The sequence below is a fragment of the Methanobrevibacter sp. 87.7 genome, assembly GCF_002208625.1.
Classification (GTDB): Archaea; Methanobacteriota; Methanobacteria; order Methanobacteriales; family Methanobacteriaceae; genus Methanarmilla.
Map to the genome: position 1 here is coordinate 1 of NZ_MRCT01000024.1, position 15508 is coordinate 15508.

At 21.8% G+C, this 15508-nt stretch carries 12 protein-coding genes; 5 read left to right on the forward strand and 7 right to left on the reverse strand.

Translation table 11 applies throughout. The features are described from left to right. The first annotated feature begins 213 nt into the window (after positions 1-213). Both purE and BGI41_RS02150 read left to right on the forward strand, forming a co-directional pair. Positions 214-1245, forward strand: a complete 1032-nt coding sequence (purE, locus tag BGI41_RS02145; RefSeq protein ID WP_088538603.1) for a 5-(carboxyamino)imidazole ribonucleotide mutase — start codon at positions 214-216, stop codon at positions 1243-1245. An 88-nt stretch (positions 1246-1333) separates the two neighbouring features. Then, positions 1334-2599 (forward strand): UbiD family decarboxylase, encoded by a 1266-nt coding sequence (locus tag BGI41_RS02150; RefSeq protein ID WP_088538604.1) that lies wholly within the window; start codon positions 1334-1336, stop codon positions 2597-2599. Between the two features lie 320 nt (positions 2600-2919). Here the strand turns inward: BGI41_RS02150 and BGI41_RS02155 are convergent, their stop codons facing one another. The 7 genes from BGI41_RS02155 to BGI41_RS02185 form a co-directional block, all read right to left on the reverse strand. Continuing rightward, positions 2920-3342, reverse strand: coding sequence for a universal stress protein (locus BGI41_RS02155; protein WP_088538605.1), 423 nt, complete (start codon positions 3340-3342; stop codon positions 2920-2922). Positions 3343-3625: 283 nt separating this feature from the next. Further along, entirely contained in the window at positions 3626-4633 is a 1008-nt protein-coding gene (gene amrS / locus BGI41_RS02160; protein WP_088538606.1) for an AmmeMemoRadiSam system radical SAM enzyme, read from the reverse strand. Between the two features lie 39 nt (positions 4634-4672). Then, positions 4673-5761 (reverse strand): thiamine-phosphate kinase, encoded by a 1089-nt coding sequence (thiL, locus tag BGI41_RS02165; RefSeq protein WP_088538607.1) that lies wholly within the window; start codon positions 5759-5761, stop codon positions 4673-4675. Positions 5762-5836: 75 nt separating this feature from the next. After that, a complete protein-coding gene (locus BGI41_RS02170; protein ID WP_143744765.1) occupies positions 5837-7294 on the reverse strand; it encodes a DUF2142 domain-containing protein in 1458 nt (485 codons plus the stop codon). A 203-nt stretch (positions 7295-7497) separates the two neighbouring features. Further along, positions 7498-7896, reverse strand: coding sequence for a Zn-ribbon domain-containing OB-fold protein (locus BGI41_RS02175; RefSeq protein WP_088538609.1), 399 nt, complete (start codon positions 7894-7896; stop codon positions 7498-7500). Positions 7897-7980: 84 nt separating this feature from the next. Further along, positions 7981-9201: a glycosyltransferase family 2 protein gene (locus BGI41_RS02180; protein ID WP_088538610.1), complete on the reverse strand. Its 1221-nt coding sequence runs from the start codon at positions 9199-9201 to the stop codon at positions 7981-7983. 152 nt (positions 9202-9353) lie between these two features. After that, the gene (locus BGI41_RS02185; RefSeq protein WP_088538611.1) at positions 9354-10469 is read right to left on the reverse strand and encodes a glycosyltransferase family 2 protein; all 1116 of its coding nucleotides are present in this window, start codon (positions 10467-10469) and stop codon (positions 9354-9356) included. A 293-nt stretch (positions 10470-10762) separates the two neighbouring features. Between BGI41_RS02185 and BGI41_RS02190 the strand changes: the two genes are divergently transcribed. The 3 genes from BGI41_RS02190 to BGI41_RS02200 form a co-directional block, all read left to right on the forward strand. After that, a complete protein-coding gene (locus tag BGI41_RS02190; protein WP_304441962.1) occupies positions 10763-12355 on the forward strand; it encodes a glycosyltransferase in 1593 nt (530 codons plus the stop codon). Between the two features lie 103 nt (positions 12356-12458). Then, positions 12459-13781: a UDP-glucose/GDP-mannose dehydrogenase family protein gene (locus tag BGI41_RS02195; RefSeq protein WP_088538613.1), complete on the forward strand. Its 1323-nt coding sequence runs from the start codon at positions 12459-12461 to the stop codon at positions 13779-13781. Between the two features lie 22 nt (positions 13782-13803). Next, a partial coding sequence (locus BGI41_RS02200) for a glycosyltransferase (protein ID WP_088538614.1) occupies positions 13804-15508 on the forward strand: 1705 nt, incomplete at its 3' end.

Genomic DNA, 15508 nt, shown 5'->3' on the forward strand with positions numbered 1-15508 from the left:
GAATTAATATTCAAAATTACCTAGAAAATAATAAAAAATGATTTCTATAAAAGATTTTATCTTTAAATTAGATTCTTAAAGAAAATCTTAATTTAAATTTAAATTTTTTTAAAATATTTAGCTTTTTACTAATAAAAGAAAATAATTAAAAGTCTTAATAATAAATATTTATAATATAATAATTATTTAATCATTAATTTTTAAGGTGAAAAAATGAATAATCCAAAAGTAATGATAATATTAGGTAGTGGATCTGATATTAAAATAGCAGAAAAATGTATGAATAAATTAGATGAATTGAAAATTTCATACAGTTTAAAGATATCTTCTGCCCACAGAACCTATGATAAAGTAAAACATGATGTTTTGGAAGGTACTAAAAACGGAATTGAGGTATTTATTGGAATTGCTGGAATGTCTGCACACCTTCCAGGTGTAATTACAGCATTTACATATAGACCAGTAATTGGAGTACCAGTTGAAGCAAAATTAGATGGATTAGATGCATTATATTCTACAATTCAAATGCCATTTCCAGCACCTGTTGCAACAGTAGGAATTGATAGAGGAGATAATGCTGCAATACTTGCAGCACAGATAATAGGAACATATGATGAAAAAGTAAGGGAAAATGTTCATTATGTTAGATTATCTTATAAAAATAAAGTTTACAATAGCCAAGAAGATATAATTAAAGATTTAGATTATAAATATCTTGTAAAAGATTTTATTCCTGACGATTTAGAAGAAATTGAATACCATCATAGAACTCCAGATGTAGAAGTATTATCAGAAGAAGAATGTCCAGATATTGCAGTAATTCCCGGTAGTCATTCTGATATTACAATAGCTAAAAAATTATCTACATTACTTGATAGAATGAAAATAAGCTATGATTTAAAAGTTGTAAGTCCAATTAGACATCCTAAAAGATTCCAAGAATATATTTATAAAATGCAAAATGTAAAATTATTTATTGCAATTAATGGATTATCTTCACAAATAAGTGGCTCTATTGTTGGATTAAGTGAAAAACCAGTTATTGGAGTTCCATGTGATAAAGAATTAAATGGAAAAGATTCCCTTCTTTCAATGGTTAGTATGCCACCAGGAGTACCTGTAGGAAGTGTTGGTATTAATAATGGCCGTAATTGTGCTATATTAGCAGGTGAAATATTAGGTATTAGTAATAAAGATATTGAAGAAAGTTTAAAAAGAATTAAATATAAAACTGCAAACTTATAATTTAAAAAACTTATTAAATTATAACTTATAAAAAACCACTTAAAAATAAGTTAGAAAATCTATAAAAAACCACTAAAAAGTGATTTATATGAAATTAAATAGCTATAGAGAATTAATAGAAATTGATGATGAAGTAAGTACTGAGTATGAAATCTGTAATATACTCCAAAAATATCCAAAGGATACAGTTTTATTTACAAATGTTAAAGGCTCACATATACCAGTTATATCTGGAATATGTAATACAAGAGAAAAAATTGCTCGTTCAATTAACTGTGAAAAAGATGAAATATTACATAAAATCATTGAAGCAACTAATAATCCAATAAAAGTTGAAAACTATGAAAATTTAGATAATTATATAACATATAAAGCTAATGTAAATAAAATACCTATTTTAAAACACTACCCTGAAGATGGAGGTAAATATATTACAGCAGGTGTTATATTTGCAAGAGATCCTGAAACAGGAGTACAAAATGCATCAATTCATAGAATGCTTGTAAAAAATAGTGATACTTTAGGTGTAAGATTAGTACCAAGAAACCTTTATACATACTTCCAAAGAGCTGAAGAATTAGGAAGAGATTTAGATATTACTATCTGTATTGGAATGGATCCTGCAATATTACTTGCAAGTACCTGCTCAATTCCTATTGATGCAGATGAAATGGAAGTTGCAAATGCATTTAAAAATGGAGAATTAACTTTATTAAACTGTGAAGAATCAGATTTAAAAGTTCCTGAAGCAGATATTATATTAGAAGGAAAAATATTACATAATAAACGTTCAAAAGAAGGACCATTTGTAGACTTAACTGATACTTATGATGTTATTAGAGAAGAACCAATTATTAAATTAAGTAAAATGCATCTTAAGAAAAAAGCATATTACCATGCAATTATACCAGCTGGATTTGAACATAAGCTTTTACAAGGTCTTCCACAAGAACCAAGAATTTATAAACATGTTAAAAACACAGTTCCTACAGTACAAAATGTTGCATTAACTGAAGGAGGATGTTGTTGGTTACATGCAGTAGTACAAATTAAAAAACAAACACAAGGTGATGGTAAAAATGTATTAATGGCAGCATTATCCGCTCATCCATCATTAAAACATTGTGTAGTTGTAGATGAAGATATTGATTTATTTAACCCAGAAGATGTTGAATATGCAATAGCTACACGTGTTAAAGGAGATGAAGATTTAATGATTGTTACCAATGCAAGAGGTTCTTCACTTGATCCTAAAGCATTACCTGATGGTACTACTACAAAAATAGGGGTAGATGCAACTAAAGATATTAATAATCTTAAAAAATTTGAAAGAGTAAGTTTTACAAATAAATAAAACTACTTTAAATTTTTAATTTTAGTGGTTTTAATAAATATACTAATTTTAAATAAAAAATCTAAATTTAAAAAAAGATTAATGTTAATTAAAAAAAAATTTAAAACTAATAAAAAAAGACTAAATCTAATTAAAAACTAAATCTTAAGTAAAGAAAACTAATTTTTAAAAATTTCTTAAAAAATTCTATTTTAAACTTAATTAAAATATATATATATATAAAAATTATATTAATTTTAAATATATATTAAATAAAAATAAAAAAAAATCTATTTCTAAATAAAACTAAAAAAGTTTGTAGTAAAGAGTTTACTACAAATTTAGCTTTGTACTAATAAAACATCAGAATTAGCTGTTTTTAATACTTTATTAGCAACACTACCAATTAAAAATTTATTTATTCCTGTTTCACCTGCACTTGCAATAACAATTAAACCTCCACCAACTTTATCAGTAATTTTAACAATTTCATCAGCAGGATTACCACTAGAAATTTCAATTGAAACATTAATTGATGGATCAATTTTAGAAGCAAATTCATTTGCTATTTCAATAGCTCTTTCTTTTAATGAATCATTAATATTAGATAAAGAACCTTGGCTTTGTAAACTATGAGCTTTTACTTTTACTGCAACAGTTACAATAACTAATTCACCATTTGGTTCTAATAAACCAATAGCTTTTTCAATTTCTCTTTCTGAATTTTTAGAACCATCAGTTGGTACAATGATTTTTTTATACATTAATAATTCTCCTTTATAATTTTTTAAGACAAGTGCTTATTAAAATAAACCCACTTAGTTCTTAATTATTTTCATAATATTGCAATTGCTAATATAAATTACATTATTTAAATAATTTTCTATTATAATAGACAAATCACTTAAAAAATTATTAAAAAGTATATAAAACATTATTATTTATTTGAAAAAATTACAATTATTAAATAAATTAGTAAAAACTCTTAACATAAAACAAATATTTATTTGAAAAAATTACAATTATTAAATAAATTAGTAAAAACTCTTAACATAAAACAAAATTAAGTTTTTTACCACAAGAAGAACATTTACCATTAATAATTTTACCTAAATCTGATGTAAAATATCCATTTCTTTTTATTAAAATTTCACCACATTCTGGACAATAAGTATTTTGATTAAAATTAATATTTCCAAGATAAACGTATTCCATTCCCATATCTTTAGCAATATTATAACTATTTATCATCCTAGATTTTTTAGTTGGTTCTATATCCATCATTTTAAAGTATGGAAAAGATCTTGAAAAATGTAGTGGAATATCATTTGAAAGTTCATTAAGAATAAAATTAACAAGTTTTTCTATATCCTCTTTAGAATCATTTAGATTATCTATAAGTAAATTTGTTATTTCAAGATGTGTATTACTTTCATTAATAATTTTAAGATTTTCAAGTACTCTATCTATCTTAGCATTACATACTTTTTTATAAAGAGAATCTTCAATGAACTTTAAATCAATATTAAATGCATCAATATATGGTAGTATATATTCAAGTGTTTCACTTGTCATATAAGCATTACTTATAAAAAGATTTTTAATATTGTTTTCACAAGCAATAGATGCAATATCTAAAACATATTCTAAACTTACAGTAGGTTCATTATAAGTATAAGCAATTGAACTACAATTATGATTAATTGCATTTTTAACAATATCTTCTGGTGAAATCTCAATAGCTATATTTTTATTATATGATTCTTGTGAAATCATGTAGTTCTGACATGCTAAACAAGACATATTACAGGAAAAACCACCAACAGAATATGCTAAACTAGATGGTAAGAAATGATAAAGAGGTTTCTTTTCAATAGGATCTATATTCAATAATGATAAAATACCATAATTATTAAAATATAATATACCATCTATATTTTCACGTAAATTACAATAACCACTATGATTTTGAGGTATAACACATCTATGATTACATATATTACATTTTACTTTATTATCATCTAATTTATTATATAATATTGATTCTACCCTCATAAAAACGCCTATATAATCAAAATTAGTATATTTAATATTTTAACTACTAGCATCAAAATGATTGTAACCTTTACTTGAAATAGTTTTAACTTCACCATTTTTAAGGATCATTTCAACTGTATTATTATCTGTTATTTCACCAATAATATAAAAATCTAATTTTTTACTTAATTTATCTACTTGTGATTTATTAATTGTAAATAATAATTCAAAATCTTCACCTACATGAAATAAAGAATTATATAAGTTTAAATTTAATTTTTTTATACAATTAATATAATCTTTATCTACTGGAAGCATATCTTCATATATTCTAATTCCTTTACTATAATTATTAAGATCTAAATACTTAGAATACTTTTTATCAGAACTTAATATAGATTCAAATTCACTTGCAAGACCATCAGTAATATCTGTTCCAGTTTTTATACCATTATTAAGTAAAATTTTACCTTCATTTATTCTTGCTTCTGGTTTTAATGCTTTAAAAATAGCTAATTCATATATATTTTCACATTTATCAATCTCTGTAATATTTAATGAATTTACTTTATTTAGTTCTTTACTAATATTGTAATTTCCTAATAATAAATCAAATCCAAGAGGTGCAAGACCAATTTTGCCAGTTAAACAAACTAAATCACCTATATTAAATCCATATTTCATCATAGGCTCTTTTTCACAAGTTCCAAAAGCAGTTCCACTAATTATAATCTCATTATAATGATTAGTATCTCCACCTATAAGTGGTATATTATAATATTTACATGCAGATACTACACCATCAATAATACTATCAAAATCTTTAATGTTTAAATCTTTTGGAATAGCTATATTAAGAAGAAAACCAATAGGTTCTGCACCCATTGAAGCAAGATCACTAATATTTACAGTTACAGCTTTAAATCCCATGTCAAAATAGCTCATAGAATCTGGAAAATGTGATGATTGAATAAGCATATCACTTGTACTAGTTAAATATTTACCATTAAATTTCATGACTGAACAATCATCTCCAATACTAGATATAAACTCAGTATTTTCTAAATTATTAAAATTAGAAGATTTTTCAATGATTCTTTTAATTAGTGCTTTCTCACCATAATCTGAAATATTCTTTCTATCCATAAAAAAAGATATGTTTTTAGATTTAATAAATTTTTATAAAAAATAGTAAAAATAAAAAAAATAAAAAATTTTAATTTAATAGAATTTAATAGCTGAAGAAATAAGCATTAATGCTAAAAAACTTATTGTTAACACTATTGCATACATATCAATTGATGATTTATCTCCTTCCATATGATTAAATCCAAAAACAAATGGAAGTAAAACAAATAAAGGTAAAAAATATCTTGCTTTAACACCAATTATGTTATTTAAATGTCCTATAGGAGTCCAAGTAAATAAAAATGTAATATATGTTCCAACATAAATAAGGACTATTAGTATAAATACACTTATTTTACTTTTTAAATCAATTTTTTCACTAGGATATAATAAAATTATAGCACCTATAAACATAAGATATACTGAATTTATTTTATTTATAAATAAATTATTAGCATACAAAAGCAAATCATTATCCAAATATTTAGTAAATATAGATAATATTCCTATTAAAGCATTAAATTTATGAGATAAAACATAATTTAACTGACTTGTATTATTAATATTCTTTAAAATCCAATAATTATGTCTAAATGAATGTTGAAATGCATAAGATGCATAAAATTTAATCCAAATTAAACCAAGTATTCCAACGAAAATAATACACAATATACTTAGGTAATAATATTTATCCTCTTTAAATTTAGATTTAGGTAAACATAAAATTAATAACATGAATAAAAATAAAGTTATTTTAGTTAAACCTAATAATAAACCAATTATTGTAAATATAATCAACTCTTTTTTACCTAAACTTCTATCTGGAGCTTTATACATCCAAAAGAAATATGCAATCATTAATATTGCTAAACCATTAATAAATGCATCAATACTTAATGATGAAGATTGATAAATAGCTAAAGGTATACATGAAAAAACAATCATCGGAACCTTTAATATAGGTGTTTTTTTAACTGCAAGAGCAATTAACACAGAATATAATATTACATTACAAATTCTACCTAACCATAATAACCAAATTGCATTAAGATTTAATGATTTTGCTATAAACATGCCAAATCCTTGAGCCAAATAACCATAAAATGGATTTTGAGCAAAAGCAGAGGGATATTTAACATGCGTATAATTAATAGATTTAGTATCAGCATCTGTCTGAAATATATTAGCCTTAAAACCATTAATTTTATCATATTTAGTTGATAAAGTATTTTTAGAATTTTTAATTAAATCTAAAGTAGTTTGTATAGTCATGTAAGAACCATTTTCATAATGTGGAACTAAAATACCTTCAGAAGTCATTTCAGACCTAACAAAATGTTCTGCACCATCAGGTATAAAACAAATAGGTGTTAAAAAAGAACATATTATTCCAAAAGTTAAAATAATAATAAATGCAACTTTATATATTTCATTATCAGAATTATGATACTGATAAAAACTAATAAAAAATATACCTAGTATAGAAACTAAAAATATTACAGCAATTTCCATTTTAGGATGAATATAATTTTTCATACTAAAAAAAGACAAAGAAAAAATCAAAATAAATACTAAATAAATTAACCAATATTTTTTAGATTTAATTAAATTAACCTTAAAAAGATTTAATTTATCATTAAGCAATATTATCCCTCTACACAAAATTAATAAGTAGTACTTGAAATTAAAAAAAAATTATAACTTAATAAAAATATTAAAAAATAAAATTTAATAATAAAAAAATAGTTAAATATCTATTTAACTACTTTAAATTTATAACCATAGGAAATAACCCCATCAGGACCGTCTTCACTAATTTTCCTAAAGACCATTTCAACAGGATCTCCAATGTTTATATTATCAATGTCAGTATCAACAAGTTGAGCAGTTAATTTTGCTCCTTCTTCTAATTCAATAATAGCTACAGCATAAGGTGCTTCCATTTTAAAATCAGAAGATGGTGATCTTACTATAGAATAGGTATATATTTTTCCCTTACCACTAAATTTAATATCTTCAATATTACCTTTTCTTCTACAATCAGGACAAATGACTCTAGGTGGGAAGAAAACTCTACCACAATTAGTACATTTTGAACCAATTAAATTATATCTTTGTTGAATATGACGCCATACTCTAACTGTATCAGTCATAAGATACCTCCATATTAAATAAAATAATATTAATATATTATTTATTTTTAAAATATAAAAATGTATTTTTTATTTTATAAAAAACTAATTTTTTTTAAAAAATTTTTTAAAACTTCTTAATGGTTTAGTAATTTTCCAACTAGAAGAATTTAATAGTTCATTATTTAATCTTTTTAATTTATTACATTTATTGATTAATTTTATATTTTCATTTTTTAACCTATTAAGTTCAAATGAGTATAAACTGGATTTACAATCTATTAAATTACTTGATTTACATACAATATCATATTTTTCTTTTAAATCATTTTTAATAAGATTATTAGATGAAATATCCATTGATAAAAACTTATCTTTAATTTCATCAAATGATTCATCAGATTTTAAAACTAATAATAAATTTAATAAATGATAAACTTTAAAATAGGTAAATTCATTATTATAATTTTCAAAATATTTTGAGTTAAAACCAAAAATATCAATTAAAATATCATACAACTCTAAATCATTTAAATTTCTAGAACTATTTAAAAAATCAAAGAAATTTTTTTTATATCTTTCACTAACTGATTCAAACCCATTATTATCTAAAATATCAAATGTTTGTTTAAAATGAGTAATATGATCCTTTTTTTTATTATAAGTATTAACTTTAAGATTTGGTCCTCCACCAGCATGAAAATTATATCCATACAATGTTACTGGAGCTACAGGAATTTTATCAGTGTGTATTAAAACATTTGCTAAAAATACTGGATCTTGCCCTCTTTTCAAATCTGGAAATCTTATATTATATTCATTTAAAAAACTTCTTTTAAAAATATTTTTATAAAATGCCCATGGTACTCCATAATCTTTAGGAGAAATAAAACCATATTTTTCAAAGTATGCATAATTTTTATTTTTATACATATCTTCAATAATTTCTCTTTTTTCATTAAGTCTTTTAAGATTTCCACAAACCATATCTGCATCATTTTCAATAGCAAGTTTATACATTACTTTTAATGCATCTTTATCTACAAAAACATCATCAGCATCTAAAAAAGCAATATAATCCCCAGATGCATTATCTATACCATTATTTCTAGCTTTACCAGAACCACTATTTTCTTGTTTAATTATTCTAATAAAATCATATTTTTTTGAAAATTTATCTAAAATTTCCAAAGAATTATCAGTAGACCCATCATCAACACATATAAGTTCTAAATCATTAAAAGATTGTCTAATTAAACTATTAATAGACATGTCAAGAAATTCACTAGCATTATAAACTGGCATTATTACTGAAATACTAACCACAAAAACACCTAAATAATATTTAAAAATTCATATAAATATATAATTTACTTAAAATAATAAAAAAAATAAATTCTTATTAAATTATATATTATCTAAAAAAGTCTTTAAAAAATAAAATTTAAAAAAATCAATTTAAAATAAGAAAAAAATATTTATTTACGATTTCTTATTTTTCTTAATGGCTTTGTAATTTTCCAACTATTTGAATCTAATAATTCTTTATTTAATTTTTTTAAATATTTATTTTCATCCATTAAACTATTAATTTTATTTTTTAAATCAAAAACTTCCATTGATGATAAAAACTCTTCACAAGATGAAGAATTTATAACATTTTCAAAAATAGTTCTATTTTTAAAACTTAAAGAATCTAAAAATCCATCATATATCTCATCATTAAGCATAGATTCAAAATCTTCTTTCATTTTATCATAAAAATAAGGTTTAAATTCATCTTTTACTTTTTTAAATCTCATATAAACTATTTTAATTTTTCTATTAAATAAAAATTCTTTAAATTCATCAAATAATCCATATTTAATAAATACTTTAATAATCAAATTATTAATTTCTATAGTATCAGCAAAACGTTTATCTCCTGCTGTTGTTGATGAAGAAGAATACCAACGTCTTTTAAATAAGTGTTCTCTATAAAAAGCAATTCTTTCAGCATTAAATAAAACTTCAAAAAAGAATACATTATCATCAAAAATAAGTCCTTCAGGGAATTTAGCACCTGATTTTTTAACAAATTCATTATTATAAAGTTTAGACCATGGAGTAACTGCAATTTTAAAGAGGAAATCTTTAATATCTTTATAATTAAATATTTTATCTCCTACATAGTCAGCTAATTCATTCATACTATAATTTTCAGCTTTAACATACTCATCTTTATCCATATAATAATTAATTGCTTGAAATATTACTAAATCAGCATTTTTTTCTTCAGCAAGATTATATGTTTTTTCAAGAGCAGTTAAATCTAAAATATCATCAGAATCCATTAAATAAAGATATTTACCTTTTGCAAGTTCCATACCTCTGTTAGTTGCTGCAGCATGTCCACCATTTTTTTGAGATATAACAGTGATTCTATTATCTTTATTTGCATATTCATTTAAAATTTCTAAAGATTTATCTTTAGATCCATCATTAACACAGATTATTTCAATATCATTTAGTGTTTGATTTATAATACTATCCAAACATTCACCTAAAAAATCTTCAACATTATATACTGGTATTACCACTGAAACTTTAACCATTTTTATCTACCTAAAAATAAAATATATTATATGTAAAAAATCTGAAAAATTTTTAAATAAAAATTAAAATAATATAAATAAATAATTTTTACAATAAATATTTAATATTATATTTAAATATGATTAAATATATACTTATCAAAAAATATTATTTTGATTTAAAATAAAGACTATTTAATTATAATTTAAATTTAAAAATAATAAAATTTCATATAAATTAAATAGAATAAATAATTATATAAACATAATATCTTATAAGTTTTAAGAATAAATATAAAAAGTAGGTGTCATTTTTGATTAAAGTTTCAGTTATAATTCCAGTTTTTAATACGGAAGAATATTATCTTAAAGAATGTTTAGATAGTGTCATTAATCAAACACTAAATGATATTGAAATTATATGTATTAATGACGGATCTACAAATAATTCTTTAGATATTTTAAATGAATATACAAAAAAAGATAATAGAATTAAAATTTTTTCACAAGAAAATAAAGGATTAAGTGCTGCTAGAAATTATGGATTAAAACATGTAAATGGTAAATATACCTATTTTATAGATTCTGATGATATGTTAAAACCTAATACATTAGAAGAAACATATAATATCTGTGAAGAAAAATCATTAGATTTCTTAATTTTTAAATTATCAATATTAAATGAAAATACTGAAAAAAAATATAATAAAGACTATTACAAAATTCCTCTTAAAGATTATGAAAATAAAGTATTTAATTATAAAGATTTAGGTAATTTAATTTTTGAAATTCCAGTAAATGCAGTTAATAAAATATATAATAGTGAATTTATTAAAAAATCAGGTGCTAAATTTCCTGAAGGACTTATTTTTGAAGATAATGTCTTTAATTGGACTGTATTATTTAATGCTAAAAGAATATCATTTTATGATAAAGAATTTTATATAAGAAGAATACATTTAAATTCAATTACAACAAATAAAGATAAAAGTTTTATAGATACTATAAAAATCAATAATATGATTATAGAAGAATTCATTAAACATGATCAATTTAAAAACGAAAATAAACACATTTTATATAATAAAAAAATTAGTATAGTGTATCATAGATTTAAAGAAATAGATATTGAATACAGATCTTTATTTTTTACAGAAATGAAGAAAGATTTTTTAAATATGTTAAATGATTCTAAATTCAATGATATTATAAATTATTTAGATTTAAATAATAAAGATATATTTGAAAGTGTAATTTTTTCAAAATCCTATAAAAATCTAAATAATCACATTAATATTAATGATTTAAAAGTATATGATACTTGTAGAATAGATATTAAAAATAAAGGAAATAATAATCATATTGAAATTATTGAAAATAATGATAATTTAGATATAAAAGAGCCTAACTGGTTTAAAGATAAAACTGGAATAGGATATACAATTGAAAATGATAAAAATAGTTTAAATTTAAAATTTAAATGTATTGGTAATGGTGTAATAAATATAATTTTAAAAGGTCCAGATAGAAGAGATAAAAATAATAATCGTTTCCCTATATACATTGATTATACAAATTTTTTAATAAACAATGAAATTATACTTAATAAACACCAATTAGTTTGGCATGACAAACCATATATCTATAAAAAAGATGTAAAAAATGGAGAAATTATTAAATTACATATAGAATGGCTACCTTTTAATAAAAATAGTTTATATAATAATGAAGAAAAAGTATTAAAAGAAAAAATTTCTAAAATGAAAAAAGAAGATAATAAATTAAAAACAGAAAATAATAACTTAAAAGAAAAATATAATAATCTAAAAAAAGAACATGAAGAAATCCTTTCGTCTAATAGTTGGAAAATTACTAAGCCATTAAGAAATATAAAAAATAAATTTTAGAAAATAATAAATTTTAAATAATTAAATTTTATAAAACTATTTTTAATATATATAATAATTAATAATTTTCAAATAATTAAATAAATATAACGGAGAATAATAAATGAATATAACTGTAATTGGTACTGGTTATGTTGGTCTTGTTACTGGTGCTTGTTTTTCTAATATGGGAAATAAAGTATATTGTGTAGATGTTATTAAAGAAAAAATTGAAGGACTTAAAAATAATATATTACCTATTTATGAACCTCACTTAGATACCATTGTAAAAGATAATCAGGAAAAAGGAGATTTAATTTTTACAACTAATCTTAAAAAAGCATTAGATAATACAAACATTATTTTTATTGCTGTTGGTACTCCTATGTCTAAAGATGGTAGTGCTAATTTAGATTATATATTCCAAGCAGCAGAAGATATTGCAAATAATATTAACCATGACTCTTTAGTAGTTATTAAATCAACTGTACCTGTAGGAACTGGGTTTAAAGTTAAAAAACATATTGAAGATATTTTAAAAGAAAATAATTCAGATGTTAAAATTGATATTGCATCTAATCCAGAATTTTTAAAAGAAGGTAGTGCTGTAAAAGATTGCTTACACCCTGATAGAGTTGTTTTAGGTGCAGAAAAACCAGAAGTTTTTGAAACATTAAAAGAATTATATTCTTCATTTGTATTTAATCATGATCGTTTTATTTTAATGGACATTAAAAGTTCAGAAATGACTAAATATGTTGCAAATGCAATGCTTGCAACTAAAATTTCATTTATGAATGAAATAGCTAATATTTGTGAAGTTGTTGGTGCTGATGTAAGAAATATTCGTTTAGGTATTGGTAGTGATAAACGTATTGGTTATGATTTTATTTATGCTGGTTGTGGATATGGTGGAAGTTGTTTCCCAAAAGATGTTCAAGCTTTAATTAATACTGCAGAATCTAATGGTTATCATCCAAGAATTTTAAAAGATGTTGAAAAGGTTAATAAAAGCCAAAAAATGGTAATTGTAAATAAAATTCTTAAACACTTTGGTAAAGATTTAACTGGACTTACATTTACTATCTGGGGTCTTGCTTTTAAACCTGGAACTGATGATGTAAGAGAAGCAACATCTATTGTTGTAGCACGTGAAATCATTAATAAAGGTGGAAAAATCAAAGCATATGATCCTAAAGCTACTGAAGAATTTAAAAAAGCAATTGGTAATGAATATCTTGATTCTATTCAATTCTTTAATAATAAATATGATATTTTAAATGATTCAGATTCTTTAATTTTAATAACAGAATGGAAAGAATTTAGAAATCCTGATTTTGATGAAATATACAATAGACTTAATAAAAAAATAATATTTGATGGAAGAAATATTTACAGTAAAAAATTAACTAATTATGGATTTACATTATATCAAATTGGATGTTAAATCTGTTTATAGGTGAATTTTAATGAAAGAAAAGTTTAGTAAAAAAATCTTATCAAAAAGTAATCAATTTAAATATTATAAAAATTCATATGATGAATTAAGTAAAAAAAATAAAGAATTAAAATGGGAATTAAATAGAAATTCATTATATAATGATTTTGATGGAATGATATCAAGATCTTATTATAATCCAATAATTGAAAAACCTTTTACTAAAGTTGATAAAGATTGTTTCTCATTTATGAATATTATAGGAAGTTATTTAAGAACTAATTTAAATGATATTGATGAACCTTTAGTTTCAGTTATAATGCCAGTGTATAATAGAGTAGGTATTGTTAAACATGCAATTAAATCCGTTTTAAAACAAACTTATAAAAATCTTGAATTAATTATTATAGATGATGGAAGTAGTGATGGAACAATTGAATTAATAGAAGATATAAGTAATAAAGATAATAGAATTAAATTAATAAAACACAAAGAAAATAAAGGAGTATGTAAATCACGTAATGATGGTTTAAAATTAGCTAAAGGAGAATATATTTTTTATTTAGATTCAGATAATACTTGGAAAAAAGAATATCTTAAAACTATGGTAGGAGCATATCTTGAATTACCTGATGCTAAAGCATTATATTGTGGACAATATATTGCTGAAAATTATTTTTCACCAATTAAAGAAGTAAGATATGGATCATTTAATAAATCACTTTTATATAATCATAATTATATTGATTTAAATTGTTTTACACATAAAAAAGAAGTTTATGATAAACTTGGTGGATTTAGAGAAGAATTAAAAAGATTAAATGATTATGATTTTATTTTAAAAATAGTTGATAATGATTTTAAATTATATTCAATTCCAGTTATTCTTTCAAATTATTTTTCAAAAAATTCACATAATAGAATAACAGATAATGTTAAATATGATTTAAATGATTTATTCAAACCACATAAAAGATACATAGTAAATATTAATAATAAACATTTAACAATTGAATATACAAATAATTTCAAAGTTAAATATAATAAAATAAAAGATGATATTAATATTGTTATTTTTTTAGGTAATGAAATAACTAATATAGAAGATTGTCTTAAGCCATTATTAGAATATAATAACTTTGAAAAACTTAATATTGCTACAATATATAATGGAAGTAATAAGGAAATTAAAGATTATTTAAATTCACTAGAAACTAAAGGATTAATTAAATTCTTTAATGAAAATATAAATTATGATAATTTATCTGGAATAAATAAAGTAATTGATTCATTTAAAAATAATAAAGATATAATATTTCTTAAAAATGATGTTATTATAACAAAAGGATTAATTGAAATATTAGAAGAATATTCAAATAAACTTGAAGATTCTGGAATTTTATTATCAAGAATAATTGGATTAAAAGGAAATAATAATTTTAGAGCTCATGTACCTTATATAGATACAAGAAGAAGTTGTGATATAATTGTTTCAAATCATTTTAAAAATATAACTAACATTCCCCTATTTTGTGATGGAGAATATTTAGAATTAAATTTTGCACAATTCTTTTTAATATACATGAAAAGAGAAGTATATGATAATTCAATTAAAATAAATCCTAAATTAAAATCTATTAATTCTAGAGATTTTTATAATTATATTAAATATATTTTAAATAAAAAAATTTATCTTATTTCTGATGCTAATGCATTCTATAAAGATAGTAGAATAC

Excerpts from the sequence above, each read along its gene's own strand:
- purE (WP_088538603.1), top strand. The coding sequence starts at position 214 with ATGAATAATCCAAAAGTAATGATAATATTAGGTAGTGGATCTGATATT.
- BGI41_RS02150 (WP_088538604.1), top strand. The coding sequence starts at position 1,334 with ATGAAATTAAATAGCTATAGAGAATTAATAGAAATTGATGATGAAGTA.
- BGI41_RS02155 (WP_088538605.1), bottom strand. The coding sequence starts at position 3,342 with ATGTATAAAAAAATCATTGTACCAACTGATGGTTCTAAAAATTCAGAA.
- amrS (WP_088538606.1), bottom strand. The coding sequence starts at position 4,633 with ATGAGGGTAGAATCAATATTATATAATAAATTAGATGATAATAAAGTA.
- thiL (WP_088538607.1), bottom strand. The coding sequence starts at position 5,761 with ATGGATAGAAAGAATATTTCAGATTATGGTGAGAAAGCACTAATTAAA.
- BGI41_RS02175 (WP_088538609.1), bottom strand. The coding sequence starts at position 7,896 with ATGACTGATACAGTTAGAGTATGGCGTCATATTCAACAAAGATATAAT.
- BGI41_RS02185 (WP_088538611.1), bottom strand. The coding sequence starts at position 10,469 with ATGGTTAAAGTTTCAGTGGTAATACCAGTATATAATGTTGAAGATTTT.
- BGI41_RS02195 (WP_088538613.1), top strand. The coding sequence starts at position 12,459 with ATGAATATAACTGTAATTGGTACTGGTTATGTTGGTCTTGTTACTGGT.